General features: G+C 71.6%; 16 protein-coding genes and 1 pseudogene. 12 read left to right on the top strand and 5 right to left on the bottom strand.

Going from position 1 to position 16,446, the window contains the following annotated elements; all coding sequences use genetic code 11:
• Positions 1 to 42: 42 nt before the first annotated feature.
• From HDC93_RS08405 to HDC93_RS08440, 8 genes and pseudogenes are all read left to right on the top strand, one after another.
• On the top strand, positions 43 to 879 hold the full coding sequence (locus tag HDC93_RS08405; RefSeq protein ID WP_185008691.1) for an MBL fold metallo-hydrolase: 837 nt from the start codon (positions 43 to 45) through the stop codon (positions 877 to 879).
• A 43-nt stretch (positions 880 to 922) separates the two neighbouring features.
• Positions 923 to 1,834: a LysR family transcriptional regulator gene (locus HDC93_RS08410; RefSeq protein WP_185008693.1), complete on the top strand. Its 912-nt coding sequence runs from the start codon at positions 923 to 925 to the stop codon at positions 1,832 to 1,834.
• Positions 1,835 to 1,998: 164 nt separating this feature from the next.
• On the top strand, positions 1,999 to 3,168 hold the full coding sequence (locus HDC93_RS08415) for a CaiB/BaiF CoA-transferase family protein (protein WP_185008695.1): 1,170 nt from the start codon (positions 1,999 to 2,001) through the stop codon (positions 3,166 to 3,168).
• Positions 3,169 to 3,187: 19 nt separating this feature from the next.
• The gene (locus HDC93_RS08420; RefSeq protein ID WP_185008697.1) at positions 3,188 to 3,964 is read left to right on the top strand and encodes a crotonase/enoyl-CoA hydratase family protein; all 777 of its coding nucleotides are present in this window, start codon (positions 3,188 to 3,190) and stop codon (positions 3,962 to 3,964) included.
• 7 nt (positions 3,965 to 3,971) lie between these two features.
• Entirely contained in the window at positions 3,972 to 4,718 is a 747-nt protein-coding gene (locus HDC93_RS08425) for an acetoacetate decarboxylase (RefSeq protein WP_185008699.1), read from the top strand.
• A complete protein-coding gene (locus HDC93_RS08430; protein ID WP_185008701.1) occupies positions 4,715 to 5,665 on the top strand; it encodes a 3-hydroxyacyl-CoA dehydrogenase NAD-binding domain-containing protein in 951 nt (316 codons plus the stop codon). Before HDC93_RS08425 ends, HDC93_RS08430 begins: the two co-directional genes overlap by 4 nt.
• 1 nt (position 5,666) lies before the next feature.
• Positions 5,667 to 6,869, top strand: coding sequence for an acyl-CoA dehydrogenase family protein (locus tag HDC93_RS08435; protein WP_185008703.1), 1,203 nt, complete (start codon positions 5,667 to 5,669; stop codon positions 6,867 to 6,869).
• Between the two features lie 184 nt (positions 6,870 to 7,053).
• Positions 7,054 to 7,383 (top strand): annotated as a pseudogene (locus HDC93_RS08440) (hypothetical protein); the annotation flags it as partial.
• Here HDC93_RS08440 and HDC93_RS08445 read toward each other — a convergent pair.
• The gene (locus tag HDC93_RS08445) at positions 7,377 to 7,652 is read right to left on the bottom strand and encodes a hypothetical protein (RefSeq protein ID WP_184909614.1); all 276 of its coding nucleotides are present in this window, start codon (positions 7,650 to 7,652) and stop codon (positions 7,377 to 7,379) included. The pseudogene HDC93_RS08440 and the gene HDC93_RS08445 sit on opposite strands and share 7 nt — an antisense overlap.
• Positions 7,649 to 8,482 (bottom strand): phytanoyl-CoA dioxygenase family protein, encoded by an 834-nt coding sequence (locus tag HDC93_RS08450; protein WP_185008705.1) that lies wholly within the window; start codon positions 8,480 to 8,482, stop codon positions 7,649 to 7,651. Before HDC93_RS08450 ends, HDC93_RS08445 begins: the two co-directional genes overlap by 4 nt.
• Positions 8,483 to 8,552: 70 nt before the next feature.
• Between HDC93_RS08450 and HDC93_RS08455 the strand changes: the two genes are divergently transcribed.
• The 4 genes from HDC93_RS08455 to HDC93_RS08470 all read left to right on the top strand — a co-directional run bounded on the left by HDC93_RS08455 (position 8,553) and on the right by HDC93_RS08470 (position 13,359).
• A complete protein-coding gene (locus HDC93_RS08455; RefSeq protein WP_185008707.1) occupies positions 8,553 to 9,395 on the top strand; it encodes an AraC family transcriptional regulator in 843 nt (280 codons plus the stop codon).
• A 437-nt stretch (positions 9,396 to 9,832) separates the two neighbouring features.
• A complete protein-coding gene (locus tag HDC93_RS08460; protein ID WP_185008709.1) occupies positions 9,833 to 11,044 on the top strand; it encodes a cation:proton antiporter in 1,212 nt (403 codons plus the stop codon).
• An 864-nt stretch (positions 11,045 to 11,908) separates the two neighbouring features.
• Positions 11,909 to 12,352 carry a hypothetical protein gene (locus HDC93_RS08465; RefSeq protein WP_185008712.1) on the top strand — a complete coding sequence of 148 codons (444 nt, stop codon included), beginning with the start codon at positions 11,909 to 11,911 and terminating at the stop codon, positions 12,350 to 12,352.
• A gap of 434 nt (positions 12,353 to 12,786) precedes the next feature.
• Positions 12,787 to 13,359, top strand: coding sequence for an ABATE domain-containing protein (locus tag HDC93_RS08470; protein WP_185008909.1), 573 nt, complete (start codon positions 12,787 to 12,789; stop codon positions 13,357 to 13,359).
• Here the strand turns inward: HDC93_RS08470 and HDC93_RS08475 are convergent.
• From HDC93_RS08475 to HDC93_RS08485, 3 genes are all read right to left on the bottom strand, one after another.
• The gene (locus HDC93_RS08475; protein ID WP_185008714.1) at positions 13,337 to 13,624 is read right to left on the bottom strand and encodes a DUF4190 domain-containing protein; all 288 of its coding nucleotides are present in this window, start codon (positions 13,622 to 13,624) and stop codon (positions 13,337 to 13,339) included. The two genes, HDC93_RS08470 and HDC93_RS08475, sit on opposite strands and share 23 nt — an antisense overlap.
• A gap of 122 nt (positions 13,625 to 13,746) precedes the next feature.
• The gene (locus HDC93_RS08480) at positions 13,747 to 14,343 is read right to left on the bottom strand and encodes a TetR/AcrR family transcriptional regulator (RefSeq protein ID WP_185008716.1); all 597 of its coding nucleotides are present in this window, start codon (positions 14,341 to 14,343) and stop codon (positions 13,747 to 13,749) included.
• Positions 14,344 to 14,362: 19 nt separating this feature from the next.
• Entirely contained in the window at positions 14,363 to 16,426 is a 2,064-nt protein-coding gene (locus HDC93_RS08485) for a discoidin domain-containing protein (protein WP_185008718.1), read from the bottom strand.
• Positions 16,427 to 16,446: the final 20 nt, after the last annotated feature.

The raw sequence follows: 16,446 nt of genomic DNA on the forward strand, positions 1-16,446 counted from the left end.
ACCGTTGGAGACATCCGGCTCACCTACGTCGTCGACGGCGCGATGGAGTTGGACCCCGCCGGCTTCCTCCCGGCCGTCCCCGCCGCCTACTGGCGGGACCACCCCGAGGCGCTGACCCGGTCCGGCCGGATCGCCGCCTCGGCGGGCGGGCTGCTCGTCGAGCGGGGCGGGCGGCGGCTGCTGATCGACGCGGGACTCGGCGCCAACGAGCTCCCCCCGTCCCTCGGCGTCTCCCGCGCGGGCGCATTGCCGCACACCCTGCGCCGACTCGGGGTGTCTGCGGAGTCCGTCGACACCGTGGCCTTCACCCACCTGCACACCGACCACACCGGCCTGGGCTTTTGCAGCGACGGAGAGCGGGCCCCGCGCAAGGTGTTCCCGCGCGCCGACTACCTGGTGGCCGCCGCCGAATGGGAGCCCTTCTGGAGGCGCGAGATCGAGGTCGGTGCCCCCTCCTGGGACGGATTCATGGTGCCGATGTCGAGGGTGCTGCGGACGTTCGGCGACGGCGCGGAGATCTGGCCCGGCGTCACCGCGCTGGTCACCCCGGGCCACAGCCCCGGACACACCACCTACGTGATCGCTGCCTCCGGCGGACGCCATGTCCTGGTCTTCGGCGACGCGTTCCACACCCCCGCCCAGCTGGCCCGGCCCGAGTGGCCTTCCGGCCCCGACACGGACTGTGGCGCGGTCCTGGAGGCCCGCCGGATCCTCCTGGCCCACCTCCTGACGCCGCGCACCCACGCGTTCGCCTTCCACTTCGGCGACCAGGTCTTCGGACGGGTCGTACGGGACGGCACGGGCGCGGCCCGGTGGCGTCCGGATCCCGCCCGCAAACTCCTGCCGCCACCGATCAGGATCCCCGGATTCCCCGGGTGACAGGGCGGCGAGGCTCCGCGGTCCAGCGGTTAGGGTGAACGCCGTGGAGCTCCTGCACCTGCGCTACTTCCTCGCCGTCGCCCAAGAGCTGAACTTCTCCACCGCGGCCCGCAGACTGCACATGGCGGCCTCCCCGTTGAGCCGGCGGATCAAGGACCTCGAGAACGAGGTCGGGCACCGGCTGTTCGACCGGGACACCCACCATGTGCGGCTCACCCCGGCCGGCAACGCGCTGGTGCCGATCGCGCGCGGGGTGCTGGAGCAGGTGGACTCCATCCGGTGGCGGCTGGACGAGACGGCCCGGCCGCGGCGGACCACCCTGCTGCTCGGCGTTCCCAGTGGCGTCCATCCCGATCTGCGGGAACGGATGGACGCCCTCGCCGGGCGGGTCGGCGACCGGTTCGAGATCAAACGCTGGCCCGGCGGCACCGACCGGCTCGTGGACGCGGTGTGCGACGGCAGGCTGGCGCTGACCCTGGCCCGGCTCCCGGCCGGCGGCGACCCGGCGCTGGAGCAGATGCCGGTGATGTCGGAGCGGCTCGGCGCGGTCGTGCCCCGGGACCGGTTCGCGGGACGCGAGTCCGTCGCCCTCGCGGAACTGGCCGAGCTCGCCTACGCGGGCTCCCCGACGGCCGTGACCAACGCCTACTTCCGCGGCCTCGACCAGCAGCTCGCCGAACTCGGCATCAAGAAGCGGGTCCAGCTGGGCAGCGCCACCTTCGACGGGGTCTCCGAAATAGTCTCCAGCGGCCTGGCGTTCTCCATTTCCATGCTGGATTCCAGAAGTCCCGTTCAGAATTACCGTCTCGACAATGTCGTCGTCCTTCCCTTCTCCGATTTCCATCCCCGTCTGGAGACCGGGCTGATCTGGCGCAAGGACCGGGCACGCGGCGGTGACCTGGAGGAAGTGGTGGCGGCGGCCCGCGAGGTGTTCGCCGAACCACTCCACTCATAATCACCTGAAAATCTTCACAAAAAGCGGTATGATCACTGCGGTCATACCGCTTTTCGTTATTCGGTCATTCCGTCGGGCCCCATTCGCTTTCGTTCGCCGCGCGTATCGCGCTAACTTAGTTTCCAGATACACATACATAGCGAACCGAGGAGTGAAGAAAACCGATGACGGACATCACCGACACCGTCGCCGGCCCGCTGGAGGGCGTCCGCGTGATCGACCTCTCGACCGTGGTGATGGGCCCCTACGCCGCCCAGATCCTCGGTGACCTGGGGGCCGACGTGATCAAGATCGAGTCACCGTCCGACACCGTGCGCACCGGCCACTACCGCACGACCCCGGGCATGACCCCGCTGAACCTCAACGTCAACCGCAACAAGCGCAGCGTGTCCCTCAACCTCAAGGACGACACCGACCGCGAGCGCGCCCTGCGGCTGATCGACACCGCGGACGTGCTGATCACCAACATGCGCCCCGGCGCCCTGCACCGCCTCGGCCTCTCCCACGACGACATCGCCGCCCGCAACCCCGGCCTCGTCTACGCGCACGCCCAGGGCTTCCGCAGCGACTCGGACCGGGCCGGCAACGCCGCCTACGACGAGACCGTGCAGGCCGCCTCCGGCCTGGTCGACATCGCCGACCGGGCGCTGGGCGAGCCCGTCTACCTGCCGACCATCATCGGCGACAAGGTCTCCTCCCTGACCATCGCCTACAGCGTGCTGGCCGCCCTGCTGCACCGGAACAAGACCGGCCAGGGCCAGCTCGTCGAGATCCCGATGACGGACACCCTGATCGCGTTCAATTTGGTCGAGCACCTCGCGGGCCACACCCACGTGCCCGAGACGGGTCCCACCGGCTTCGGGCTGTCCATGCTGAAGGGCCACAAGGCCGTGCGCACCAAGGACGGTCTGGCCTGCGTCATGCCGTACAACCCGCAGAACTACCGGGACTTCCTCACCGCCGCCGGACGCCCGGACCTCGCCGAGGACCCGCGGGTCAACGGCGACGCCATCGACAGCGCCGACCTGGAGGACCTGGCCGCGCTCCTGGAGACGTGCGCCCCGGCCCTCACCACCGAGGAGTGGGCGCAGGTGTGCGCCAAGCACAGCATTCCGATGGCGCCCGTGCTGGAGCTCGACCGCGCGCACGACGACCCCTATGTCCAGGGCGGCCACCTGCTCGACAGCGTCGAGCACCCGACCGAGGGCACGGTCCGCACCATCGGCATCCCGCTGCGCTTCTCCGCCACCCCCGGCTCCATCCGCCGCCTCGCACCGGTCGCGGGCCAGGACACCGAGGACGTCCTCGCCGAACTCGACGCCACCGCCCGCTGATTGCCACAGGAGGACAGTCATGAGCACCCCCACACCTCCCGTCGTGCGCACCGAACGCATCGGCTCCGCCCTGCTGATCACCCTGGACCGGCCCGAGGCCCGCAACGCCGTCAACGCGGCGACCGCCACCGCCCTGGCCGCCGCACTCGACGCGCTGGAGGCCGACCCCACGCTGCGGGCCGGCGTCCTGACCGGCGAGGGCGGCACCTTCAGCGCCGGCATGGACCTCAAGGCCGCCCTGCGCGGCGAATCGCCCGAGGTCGAGGGCCGTGGCTTCGGCGGCCTGACGGAGGCCCGGCCGGACAAGCCCCTCATCGCCGCGGTCGAGGGCTTCGCCATGGGCGGCGGCTTCGAACTGGCCCTGGCCTGCGACCTGATCGTCGCCGCCGAGGACGCCCGGTTCGGCCTGCCCGAGGTCAAGCGGGGCCTGATCGCCGCGGGCGGCGGCGTGATCCGGCTGCCGCGGCGCATCCCGCACCACCTCGCGATGGAACTGCTGCTCACCGGCGAGCCCGTCGACGGCCGCCGGGCCGGCGAACTGGGCCTGGCCAACCGCGTCACCGCCACGGGGCAGGCCGTCGCCGAGGCCCTCCGGCTGGCCGAACGGGTCGCGGACAACGCCCCGCTCGCGCTGGCGGCCGTCAAGCGCGTCGTCCGCGCCGCCGACGGAGCCTTTGACGAGGAGGCCTTCGCTTTCCAGCGCGAGGAGATGAAGACCCTGATGGCCTCGGACGACGTGCGCGAGGGCATGACCGCCTTCGCCGAGCGCCGCCCGGCGCGGTGGACGGGGCGGTGAGCCGGGCATGAGGACCGAGGACGTACGACAGCACCTCACCACCCCGCTCACCAGCCCGGCGTTCGCGCCGACGGTCCCGCGGTTCACCGACCGCGAGTACCTCAACGTCGTCTACCGCACCGACCCCGAGGCGCTGCGGGCCGTCGTCCCCGAACCGCTGCGGGTCGAGGAGCCGCTGGTCCGGTTCGAGGTCATGAAGATGGGCGACGTCAGTGGCTACGGCCCCTACACCGAGGCCGGCCAGGCGGTCCAGGTCGGCTTCGAGGGGGAGCGGGGCGAGTACCTGCACGCGATGTACCTCGACAACTTCCCGGCGACCGCCTCCGGCCGCGAGGTCGCCGCCTACCCGAAGGTCATGGGCTCCCCGGCGCTGTACGTCGACTCCGGCGCGCTCGTCGGCACCCTCGACCACGGCAGCCTGCGGGTCGCCACCGCGACCATGGGCTACAAGCACCACGAGCTCGACCGGCGCGAGGCCGAGGAACAGATCGGGGCGCCGACGTATCTGCTCAAGACGATCCCCGGCTACGACGGCATGCCGCGCGTGCAGGAACTCGTCCGCACCCGCATCACCGACCTGACCGTCAAGGAGGCCTGGACCGGCCCCGCCCGGCTCCAGCTGTTCCAGCACGTGCTGGCCCCGCTGGCGGACCTGCCGGTGCTGGAGGTCGTCTCCGCGAGCCACATCCTCACCGACCTGACGCTGTCGGGCGTCGAGCCGGTCCACGACTACCTGAAGGGGGTCGCGTCATGACCCGCCCCTTCCGTACGGCCGCCGTCATCGGCGCCGGGACCATCGGACTGTCCTGGACGGCCCTGTTCGCCGCGCACGGACTGACCGTCCGGGTGAGCGACCCGCGCGAGGACCTCGCCGAGGCCGTGGACGAGGCCCTGGAGGAGTACGCCCCGCACCTGGCCGCCCGCGGCCTGGACGTCACCGGTCTCGCCGACCGCGTGCACATCGCCGCCGATGTCACCGAGGCGGTCCGGGACGCGGACGTCGTCCAGGAGAACGGCCCCGAGCGGGCCGAGTTCAAGAAGGCCCTGTTCGCCACCCTGGCCCGCCGGGCCCCGGCCCACGCCCTGCTGCTCAGCTCGTCCTCGGCGATCCCGTCGACCGCGTTCACGGGGGAACTGGCGGACGAGGACGCCGCGCGCGTCCTCATCGGCCACCCCTTCAACCCGCCGCACCTGGTCCCGCTGGTCGAGGTCGTGCCCGGCGAACGCACCGGCGAGGACGCCGTACTGGCCGCGCTGGACTTCTACACCTCGGTCGGCCGCACCCCGGTCGTCGAGCGCAAGGAGATCCCCGGTTTCGTCGGCAACCGCCTGCAGAACGCGCTCGCCCGCGAGGCGGTGCACCTCGTCGACCAGGGCGTGGTCACCCCCGAGGACCTCGACAAGGTCATGACCAACTCGCTGGGCCTGCGCTGGGCCACGGTCGGGCCGTTCCTCGGCTCACACCTGGGCGGCGGGCCGGGCGGGTACCGGCACCTGGTCGCGCACATCGGCGCGTCGATGCAGCAGACGGGAGCGGGTGGCGGCACCCCGCCGCTGACCGGGGAACGACAGGAACGGCTCATCGAAGCCGTCGAAAAGGCCTACGGCTCCTCCACGTACTCGGAACTCACCGAGACGCGCGACCGCAGGCAACTCGCTGTCCTGGCCGCCCTGGACAGCACCGAGAAGGAGGAGAACTGAGATGACCACCACCATGGAACTCCTGGAGGACCTGCCGGCCGCCGACTTCTACGGCTACGAGTCGCTGCTGCCGGACGACGAGCGCAAGATCCTCCTCAAGGCCCGCGCCCTCATGCGCGAAAAGGTCAAGCCGCTGGTCAACGACAACTGGGCCAAGGGCGAGTTCCCCGAGGAGCTCATCACCCTGTTCCGCGACAGCGGCCTGGCCGGCCTGCCCTACGAGGGCTACGGCGAGCACAAGCCGGCCGTGAGCAACCTCCTGTCCGGCATGCTCGCCATGGAGATGACCCGCACCGACGCCTCCGTCTCGACCTTCTTCGGCGTCCACAACGGCCTGGCCATGTACTCCGTCCACTCCGGCGGCGACCAGGAGCAGCGCGACCGCTGGCTCCCGGCGATGGCCGCGATGGACAGGATCGGCGCGTTCGCCATGACCGAGCCCCTCGGCGGCTCCGACGTCGCGGGCGGCATGCGCACCACCGCCAGGCGCGAGGGCGACACCTGGGTCCTGAACGGCGCCAAGAAGTGGATCGGCAACGCCACCTTCGCCGACTACGTCGTGGTGTGGGCCCGGGACGTCGACGACAACCACGTCAAGGGATTCGTCGTCGAGAAGGACACGCCCGGCTTCGACCCTGTGAAGATCCAGAACAAGCTCGCCTTCCGGATCGTGGAGAACGCCGAGATCACCCTGACCGACGTTTGGGTGCCCGAGGCGAACCGCCTGCAGAACATCAACTCCTTCCGGGACGTCGCCGAGATCCTGCGCGCGACCCGCGCGGGGGTGGCCTGGCAGGCCCTCGGCGTCATGGCCGGCGCCTACGAACTCGCCCTGGACTACGCCCGGGAGCGACGCCAGTTCGGCCGTCCGATCGGCGGCTTCCAGCTCGTGCAGGACCTGCTGGTCAAGAGCCTCGGCAACGTCACCGCGTCCTGGGGGATGCTGGTGCAGCTCGCCAGGCTCCAGGACGCCGGGATCTTCCAGGACGAACACTCCTCCCTGGCCAAGGCGTTCGTCACCTCCCGGATGCGGGAGGTCGTGGCCTGGAGCCGGGAGATCTTCGGCGGCAACGGCATCCTGCTGGACCACGACATCGCCCGCTTCTTCGCCGACGCGGAGGCGATCTACTCCTTCGAGGGCACCCGCGAGATGAACACGCTGATCGTCGGCAAGTCGATCACCGGTGAGAGCGCCTTCGTCTGATCGCGGGCGCCAGCGCCTTCGCCGGTCATCGGCGCACATCAGGGCGAGCCGACCCCGGGTCCCCACCCGGGGTTTCGTCCTGCGTGGCCGGCATATCGCGTGGCGGACCGGCCCCGCTTGCGTACGGTCGGCGCGATGAGCAGGAGACGCTGCGTGGCCAGGGGCGTGCCCGGTGGCTGCCGCATCGCAGTTCCGCTGGACGACCCCGCCGCCCGCGACCCCCGCCACCACCCTTGAGATCACCTCCACGGTCCGGCAACTGCGGCACCAGGACTGCATCCTGTGGAAGGGCCCCGCGATCGGTGAGGGCCTGCGCATCGACGAGGGCGTCCACCTGTGGACCTTCCACGAGGTCAAGGGCGGTGTCCGCGGCCACACCGAGGAGACCTGGACCGGCCACCAGGCCGAAGCGGACGTGCCCACCGCGCCCGAGGCCCTCGGCCAGGGCCTCCAAGCGTGGCTGCGCGATCTGAAGGCCACCGCCGAAGCGCGCTCCGGCGGCCGCCCTCACTGAGCGACGAGCTTCTCGAAGAAGAACTCGTGCTTGAGGAACGACGTGGTGTGCTCCGCCCCCGGATACGGCGGCACGAGCGGGGCCGCCTGAAAGAGCCGCCAGCCGTCCTCCAGGGCGCCGACCCCCGTCTCGTACGGGGGTTCGTCGCTGTCGCCGGTCGTCGGACGGGTCGAGCCCGTGCCGTCGTAGCGGGCCCAGCCGACGACCTTGGAGTCGAGGGCCGAGGTGTCGAGGTAGAGGACGAGGACCTGCTGCCGGGTGGTGGTCATGCGGTGCTCCTCGGAGAGACGGGCGCGGCGGGCCGGTTGGTGATGCGGGTGGCCCAGTGGTCGACGTCGAAGCCGGGGTCGCCGGACAGGGCGCGCCACAGCAGGATCCGGTTGTGGATCTCCAGCCGGGCGGTGGCCTGCTCGTACCAGGGGAACGTGCGCCGCAACTCCTCGCGCACAGCGGGTGAGTCGGCGTCCCCGGTGTCCCACAGCCGCACCTGGGGCACGGTCGGGTTGAAGCGGATCTTGTACATGTGGCGGACGGTGTCGCTGTCGTTGCGCCGCCCGCCGTGCCAGATGCCGTGGTGCAGCAGGAGCACGGTGCCGGCCGGGCAGGTCAGCCGGGTCTGGCCGCGCAGGTTCTGGTAGCGGCCGGTGTCGGACTCGTTGGTGCGGCGCAGATGGCTGCCCGGGACGACGAGTGTGCCGCCCATCCCGGCGGTCACCTCCTGCGGGTAGTACATGAGCTGCACGTCGAAGGCGTCGGCCCGCACGTCGATGAGGGCGTCGGCGTGCAACGGCTGCGCACTGCCCTCATGCGGCAGGCGGGTGTGCACGAAGTGGTGGTCGACGGCCGGATCCGGACCCACCAGGCTCTCCAGCGCGCCCGCCACAGCGGGCAGTTCGAGGAGCCGCCGGGCGAAGGAACCCTCGGGGAAGGCCTTCGGCACGGGCGTGCCGTAGGGCACGTCGGGCAGTGGCCCGGCCGCGAAGACACCGAGCGCCTCCTCGTTCATCTCCCGGGGCACGACGCCGTCGAGGCGCAGGAAACCGTGGGCCGTGAACCGCGCCACCTCGACGGAGCTCAACAGCTGTTGTGTGGTCGGCATGACGCAACCGTAAAAGCGCGGAAGCCCGTAGTCGTGGGGCGTAATCGGCAACCACTGGTAGTTTTCCACCATGCCGACCTTCGTGGAACTGCCCCTCGATCTGCCGCCCGACCGGGTGCACGCGGGCGTGGGCGTGCACGGCTCCGCCGGCCCGCACGAGGTCTTCCGCCTCCCGCACCTGTGGCAGCTCCACCTCTACGGCTACTCCGGCACCCTGGAGTACGGCGGCGCGCGGCACCCGATCCGTCCCGGGCACCTCAGCCTCGTCCCGCCCGGCACGGAGGTGCACTTCCACTACGGCGCCGCGCGCTGCGAGCACCTCTACGCCCACTTCCGGCTGCCGGGCGACGGGGAGCGGCGCCGGGTCCCGGCGATGCAGGACGCCGGCCCGGAGGCGGCGGTGCTGAGTGCGTCGCTGCGCCGGACGATCGCCGCGGGCGCGCAGTCCCCGGCCCGTGCCGCCGCGGAACTGTGGACGGTGCTGTGGCGCACGACCGGCCTGGCGGAGGCCACCGAGGCGCCCTTCGGGGCCCGGCATCCGGCGGTGCGGGCGGCCATGGCGCACATCGAGGAGCACCTGGCCGACCCGCTGAGCGTCCCCGGGATCGCCCGGGCCGCCGGGGTGTCCCACACGCACCTGACCCGGCTGTTCCGTCAGGACACCGGGCACACGGTCGTCGGCTACGTACGGCGGCGCCGCATGGAGCGCGCCCGCCATCTGCTCATCGCCTCGACCCTGGCGATCCCGGCCGTGGCGGCGACGGTCGGGATCCCCGACCTCCAGGCCTTCAACAAGACCTGCCGCAAGGAACTCGGCGCGTCGCCGCGTGCCGTGCGGCAGGCCGCGGGCGCAGAGGCGCCGGCAGCCCGTCGCCGCGATGTCTCGCGGCCCGGTGAGCGGCTCTCGGGCTGACAGCCTCAGAACTCGTGTGCGATCAAGGGATGTTGGCGTGCGCTAGGATTCTTTACCGAGCCATTACGTTCGGTTGAGCGTTGAGCGTTGAGCGTTGAGGGGGCGGGACATGGGACGAGTGGTGCCCGTCCGCGTCCACAACGCCGCCCGTGACGGCGTTCCTGATACCGACCGCGCGGTGTGAGCGTTCTCCCCGCCCTCTGACGCATGACGCCCGGCGCCTGAAGTCCGAGGCCGGGCGCGGCACGCGCACCCCGGCCGACGACGGCCGCAGCGGAGCACACCGCCGACGCCACAGCACCGCCTGACCCCACCCCCCGGCCGTCCGGGCGCGGGGTCATGCGCCCTCTCTTCTCCCGCTCACCGAGCCGTACCGCCGGGCCCTCGCGCCCACTGGCACAGACGCCGCAGACCCGATCAACGGAGGTCAGACGCCCGTGCACGACACCACCGCCATGCTCATCGAACTCGGGGCGATCATCCTCGCCCTGGGACTCCTCGGACGTCTCGCCGGACGGGTGGGCTTCTCGCCCATCCCCCTGTACCTGCTGGCCGGACTCGCCTTCGGGCAGGGCGGCATCCTGCCGCTGCAGGCCAGCGAGGAGTTCGTCGCCACCGGAGCCGAGATAGGCGTCATACTCCTGCTGCTCCTGCTCGGCCTGGAGTACAGCGCCTCCGACCTCGTCACCACGCTGAGGACCCAATACCCCTCCGGTGCCGTCGACTTCGTGCTCAACGCCGTGCCGGGGGCCGCGATGGCCTTCCTGCTCGGCTGGGGGCCGGTGGCCGCCGTCGCCCTGGCCGGCGTCACCTGGATCTCCTCGTCCGGGGTCATCGCGAAGGTGCTGGGAGACCTGCGGCGGCTCGGCAACCGCGAGACACCGGTCGTCCTCGGTGTGCTGGTCCTGGAGGACCTGGCCATGGCGGTCTACCTGCCGATCCTCACCGCCCTGCTGGCCGGGGTGAGCCTCGCGGGCGGCGCGGTCACGCTGCTGATCTCGCTGGGCACCGTGGGCGCCGTCCTCTACGTGGCGCTGCGGCACGGCCGCCTCGTGAGCCGTGCCGTGTCGTCGGACAGCGCCGAGATGCTGTTGCTGGCCGTCCTCGGTCTGACCCTTCTCGTCGCGGGTCTCGCCCAGCAGTTGCACGTCTCCGCCGCCGTCGGAGCTTTCCTGGTCGGCATCGCCCTGTCCGGCGAGGTCGCGGAGGGCGCCAGCAGTCTCCTCACCCCGCTTCGGGACCTGTTCGCCGCGGTGTTCTTCGTCTTCTTCGGCCTGCACACCGACCCGGCCGCCATCCCGCCCGTGCTGCTGCCCGCGCTCGCCCTGGCCACCGTCACCACCCTGACGAAGATCGCCACCGGCTACTGGGCCGCCCGTCGCGCCGGGATCTCGTCCCGGGGGCGCTGGCGCGCGGGCGGCACGCTCGTCGCACGCGGCGAGTTCTCCATCGTCATCGCCGGCCTCGCCGTCGGCGCCGAGCCCCGCATCGGCCCCCTGGCCACCGCCTACGTCCTGATCCTGGTCGTCCTCGGCCCCCTCGCGGCCCGCTGGACGGAACCCCTGGCACACCGCCTCCCCCGCCGCGCGGCCCACCGCACACCGGCCGCCGCCCAGCCGCCCAAGGAGGCGGCGCCCGCGCACCGTTGACCCGCCGAGCGGGGGACTTCCGATCGGCGGTCACGGGGCACGGCCGCCGCCCGCCGGGCACGTCCGGCCGGGCGCGCGGCCCGCGCTCCGGCAGCAGGCCGCTCGGCGACGACGATGACCCGCCGGCCGGGCACCGGCGGCGCCGTGTCGGCCGGGGCACCGTGTCCCGACCGCCGACCGCCGACCGCCGACCGCCGACCGCCGACCGCCGACCGCCGACCGCCGACCGCCGATTGGAGGCCGCCGTTTGCCGACCGCCGACCGCTGTTTGCCGAGCGCCGACCGCTGTTTGCCGAGCGCCGAGCGCCGTTTGCCGACCGCCGACCGCTGTTTGCCGACCGCTGTTTGCCGACCGCTGTTTGCCGACCGCTGTTTGCCGACCGCTGTTTGCCGAGCGCCGAGCGCCGACCGCTGTTTGCCGAGCGCCGAGCGCCGAGCGCCGAGCGCCGAGCGCCGAGCGCCTTGCGCAGCGCCGCCGATTGCCGACCGCCGATGCCCATTGCCGATTGCCGATTGCCGACCGCCGATTGCCGAGCGCCGACCGCTGTTTGCCGAGCGCCGAGCGCCGAGCGCCGAGCGCCGACCGCCGACCGCCGAGCGCCTTGCGCAGCGCCGCCGATTGCCGACCGCCGACCGCTGTTTGCCGAGCGCCGACCGCTTCGCCGAGCCACCCAAAGGAGGCCGGCCGGAGGGCCGTCAGGACGCTGCCGTGCCCGGCCCGGGGGCCCTGGACGCCCGGCGTGGCTGTCCTGATTGGCTGTTTCCCGGGCCGTGGGCTTGCTGGCACTCTGGCGAGCACCCCGGGAGCCGGTAGGGGAGACCAGGGGAGAATTCCGTCCAGGAGGACCGGAAGGAAGCGCCAGCATGATCCAGTGGATGCCCCTGGGCACCGGAGCCAGACCCGTACCGCAGCCCGTGGCCACGCCGCTGGTCTGGGCCGGGGCCGGCGGCGGCGCACTGGTGCTGGTGGCGCTGCTCAACACCGTGGTGGGACCCGACCGGCCGGAACTGGCCCTGACCGCGCTGTCCCTGTTCGCCGCCCTGCTGGGCCTGTGCGCACGCTTCGAGGCCGCCCCCGGGACGGCCCTGCTGTGCTGGCTGTTCCTCAACGGCTTCGCCATCCCGCCGGCCGGAGCCCTCACCTGGGCCGGGCACCGCGACACCACGTGGCTGGCCTGCCTGCTCACCGCCGCCCTCATCGGCACGGCCCTGGCCCGTGTCCTCCACGCCCGCGCCGCCTACCGCCGCCTGGCCCCCGACCGGACCCGGCCCGACATCGCGACCGGCGACGGACCGTACGGTTCCTGACGCAGGGCCGCACGATCCGAAGGGGCGTCATTGGTGAGGCGGTTACTCGTCATCGGCGGCGGAGCAGCCGGCACCGCACCGCGGCGGCGCTCGCCCTGCACAAGGCCGGGTTCGACGTCGCCGTGCACGAGGCGCATCCGGACGCGGCGGAGGACATCGGCGCGTTCCTCACCCTGGCGGGCAACGGCATGCGCGCCCTCGCCCAGATCGACGCCAACGCCGCGGTCACCGCCCTCGGCTTCCCGCTGACCGGGATGCGGATGCTCGACCCTGCACTCCCCTTCGTTACTGGATCAAGCGGTGACGAAATGCTCCCTGGCGGGCATCGGTCGCAGCGTGCCCCAGGAGGCGCCCGCCGCCTTGGCGCAGGCCGTCGTCGACGCCGATCGCCTCTGAGGCTTGCCGAGGGGATGGTCACCGGTCAGAATGGTGACGTGAACCTCGATCATGTCTTCGTCTGCGGAAACCCGGCACTGGACTTCGCCGCCACGCTCCGGGCCCGCCGGTCGGTGCGCTTCGAGATGTTCGTGACGCCGGACCGGCTGAACGCCTGGTACGTGGAGTCCGGCCTGGTCGACGCGGTCTCCCCGGGCCAGGAGGCCGACGTCGAGCGGGCGAGGGCCGTACGGGAGGCGGTCTACCGGCTCGTCACCGCCCGCCGGCTGGGGGAGGAGTACGACGGGGCGGCGCTGACCGTCGTGAACGACGCGGCCCGTACACCGCCCGCCGTGCCCCAGCTCACCCCGTCGGGGCGCTGGACGCAGGCGACGCCGGACGAGGCCCTCTCCCTGGTGGCGCGGCACGCCGTCGAGCTCCTGAGCGGCCCGGACGTGCCCCTGCTCAAGGAGTGCGAGAACCCGGAGTGCACCCGCACCTACATCGACCGCTCGCGGGGCATGCGGCGTCAGTGGTGCGGGATGGACCCCTGCGGCAACAAGATCAAGGCCGCCGCGTACCGCGCCCGCAAGAGGACCGCGACGGAGGCTAGCCGCCGACGTACCAGCTGAAGCCGCCGTTGCTGCTGGCTATGGCCAGGAGCACGAGCCACAGCACCACGTCGACGACGCCGAGGATGATGCCGGCCTTCGCCATTCCGGCACCGTTCTTGACCGACGCCTGCCGGCGGGCGACGGCGCCGAAGATGATGGCCAGCGGGCCCAGGATGATGTTCAGGAAGAACAGGCCGATGATGCCGCAGCACAGGCTCGCGATCGCCAGGCCGTTGGTGCGCGAACCGGAGGACGCGGCAGAGGAACCGCCGTAACTAGCCATGGATAACTCCCAGTTGTCGATGGCACGGACCGAACGGGCCGCACTCTCCTCACTTCCGACTTGTTTTGTTCGAATGCCCCTCCGGGCCGTTCCCATGACAGCCGATTCGGGCGAGTCTTCCGTCAGTTCTCGTGCACCAGCCCGGCGACGTGCGCGGTGACCATGTCGAGGACGCCCGTCCAGGCCGAGTCGTCGCCGAGCACCAGGTGGTTGAGGGTCAGGCCGTCGGTCATGGCGGCCAGGTAGCGGGCCAGGACAGGGACGGGCACGCGCAGACGCAGCCCCATGGCCTGCCGCAGCTGGTCGATGAGCTCGGTGTACGTCTCGGCGTACAACTCGTACTGACGGCGCGCCAGATGTTCGAAACCGGGCTGGCGCAGGGCGTACTGCGTGAGTTCGTAGGTGAGCATGTGCTCGTCGGGGTGGGCCCGGACGTGGTCCCAGTACGCCTGGAATCCCGCCCGGACCGTCTCCTCGAGGGTGGCTCTCGGCCGGATGGCCTCTCTCACCACCGTCACGTAGTGCCCGGTGATGGTGGTGATCACCGACTCGATCAGCTGCTGCTTGGAGTCGAAGCAGTAGTGGAAGACGCTCAGCGAGACGCCCGCCTCGGCGGCGATGGACCGGGTCGTCGTCCTGGGGACGCCGTCCCGGGCCATCGCCCTGATCGCCGCTTCGGTGAGCTGGCGCCGCCGCTCGGCGGACGGCAACCGTGCCATGGAGCCTCTCTCGTGGGTGTCAGCCGCTGTGGACGCCGACTTCGTGGAGGGAGTAGCCCCAGCCGGTGCCGCGCTCCAGCCCGTGGACGCGGACGTACCGGGCCGGTGTGCCGGCGAACCGCGCGGTGTCCAGGCCGCCGTCACCGGCGGTCGTGGACCAGGCGGTCCGCCAGTTCACGCCGTCGGCGGACAGCTCGATCCGGTACGACTTCGCGTACGCGCGCTCCCAGTCGAGGGTGACCCGCCCGACGGTCCGCGCCGAGCCGAGGTCGACCTGGTACCACTGGTCGTCGCTCCAGTCGCTGGCCCAGCGGGTGCCGCGGTCGCCGTCGACGGCCCGGTGGGGCTTGTAACTCGTGAACAGGCTCCACTCCGAGGAACTGGCCGAAGTGGCCGCCCCGGCCGCGAGGTCGGCGCCTGCCTTGTGGTGCTCGGAGGCCGCCCAGGTGCCGAGGTAGGACTCCGCGCCCCGGAACAGGTCGTCGACCGTGTCCTGGCCGCCGGCCCGGCGGATGTCCTCGATCCAGTCCGGGACGAGGCCGTAGTGGGCGGCGCCGTCGGTGTTCAGGTCCCAGGTGCGCTCACCGGTGGTCTGCCGGTCGATGACCGAACCGCCGTCGACGCTTCTGAACGGGTAGGTGACCTTGTTCGGCGCGTCCGCCCCGCGCGGCCCCGGCCAGCCGCCGACGCCGTTCATGTCGGTGCCGTAGCCGTAGCCCACGCCGTACTTGTCGCGCAGGGCCTCGGTGCGCTTCGCCTCGGCGATGAAGCCCTCGGAGCCGTGCATGTACTGGGCGATGAAGCCGCCGAGGCCGTAGACCCGCTCGGTCCAGTCCATGTCCATCCAGCTGTGCGAGGAGAGCACGCCGGGGTAGGACTCGGACTCGAAGAGGTCGAGCACCCGGCCGGTGGCCTTGACGCTCATGTGGTCGATCTCCAGCATCATGCCGCGCTTCATCATGCCGCGGACGGCGTACTCGCCGAGATCGGTGAGCCCCCGCACGTTGCACCGGGCGTCGGCGCTGTACGACGGGACCTCCTCGCCCGCCGGCAGCTTCTTCTCGGCCGCGGGCGCCGCCGCGTTGCCGATGGGGTTGTCGTGCTGCGGGCCCTTGCACGTCTCGGTCTTCCAGTAGGTGCCGGTCGACAGGAACTGCCCGACGTTGATGGCCGTTCCGAGCGAGCCCGAGTCGAAGCGCACCCCGCACAGGGCGTTGTCGAACTTGTGGCACAGGAACATGCTGCGCACGCCCAGGGCGTGCAGTTCGTCCAGGCCCTTGTCGATGTCCGCCCTGCTGCACTGCGCGATGTCCAGGACCTGCTTGCAGCCGAACGGCTCGGAGGTCTCGACCCCCATGACCACCGCCAGCTTGCCCTGCTCGATGGCCTTGCGGGCCTGCGCGCTGTCGGTGACGACCCGGAACCAGCCCTTGCCGGGCCCGCCGTACATCCTGTCGACGTAGGCCTGCATGTCGTACGTCAGCTTGGCCTGCAGCCGGATGGACGTCATCTCGTCACAGGAGCGGTCCTTGAAGAAGTACACCGAGCAGATCACGCCGTTGGTGACGAGGTCGTTGACCAGCACCCGCTGCCCGCCGCGCCAGGCCCGCTCGATCCAGGCGTAGTAGTTCTGCTGGTGGGTCAGCGAGTCGTGCCGCGGCCAGTCCTTGAAGGTGGGCCAGCCGTTCGGGTCGTGCTTGCCGTCCCCGCCGTTGGTGATGAAGTCGAAGATCGCGAGCGAGCCGTCGGGGTAGTGCTCCGGACAGTCCTTGAGCGCGTCGGCCACGCCCTGCTCCGAGAACGCCCTGCCGCAGATCAGACGGCCGCCGAAGGCCTCGTTGGAGAAGATGTGGTCGTGCGCGTCGACGAACCCGCGCACCCTGCCCTTGGCGTCGGTGCCGGTGAAGGGCTCGCCCGTGACGTTGATCCGGGAGTCCGGCGCGGGCCGTGCGGTCGGGTCCCACCAGTCGTTCCCGGCCGCGGCACCCGGGGTGGGGCCGAGCGCGATCGACAGCACGAGCAGGAGGAGCGACACAACGGTGACGTTCTTGCGTCTGCGGTACGGGCGTCCGGAACTGATCACAGCCCACGTCCCTCGGTCGG

The organism is Streptomyces sp. AK010 (assembly GCF_014207295.1).
In the GTDB taxonomy this organism is placed as follows: Bacteria; Actinomycetota; Actinomycetes; order Streptomycetales; family Streptomycetaceae; genus Streptomyces; species Streptomyces massasporeus.

Coding starts and splice junctions, on each gene's coding strand:
- HDC93_RS08435 (WP_185008703.1), top strand. CDS start 5,667: ATGACCACCACCATGGAACTCCTGGAGGACCTGCCGGCCGCCGACTTC.
- HDC93_RS08465 (WP_185008712.1), top strand. CDS start 11,909: ATGATCCAGTGGATGCCCCTGGGCACCGGAGCCAGACCCGTACCGCAG.
- HDC93_RS08475 (WP_185008714.1), bottom strand. CDS start 13,624: ATGGCTAGTTACGGCGGTTCCTCTGCCGCGTCCTCCGGTTCGCGCACC.
- HDC93_RS08425 (WP_185008699.1), top strand. CDS start 3,972: ATGAGGACCGAGGACGTACGACAGCACCTCACCACCCCGCTCACCAGC.
- HDC93_RS08480 (WP_185008716.1), bottom strand. CDS start 14,343: ATGGCACGGTTGCCGTCCGCCGAGCGGCGGCGCCAGCTCACCGAAGCG.
- HDC93_RS08415 (WP_185008695.1), top strand. CDS start 1,999: ATGACGGACATCACCGACACCGTCGCCGGCCCGCTGGAGGGCGTCCGC.
- HDC93_RS08420 (WP_185008697.1), top strand. CDS start 3,188: ATGAGCACCCCCACACCTCCCGTCGTGCGCACCGAACGCATCGGCTCC.
- HDC93_RS08445 (WP_184909614.1), bottom strand. CDS start 7,652: ATGACCACCACCCGGCAGCAGGTCCTCGTCCTCTACCTCGACACCTCG.
- HDC93_RS08430 (WP_185008701.1), top strand. CDS start 4,715: ATGACCCGCCCCTTCCGTACGGCCGCCGTCATCGGCGCCGGGACCATC.
- HDC93_RS08405 (WP_185008691.1), top strand. CDS start 43: ATGGAGTTGGACCCCGCCGGCTTCCTCCCGGCCGTCCCCGCCGCCTAC.
- HDC93_RS08450 (WP_185008705.1), bottom strand. CDS start 8,482: ATGCCGACCACACAACAGCTGTTGAGCTCCGTCGAGGTGGCGCGGTTC.
- HDC93_RS08455 (WP_185008707.1), top strand. CDS start 8,553: ATGCCGACCTTCGTGGAACTGCCCCTCGATCTGCCGCCCGACCGGGTG.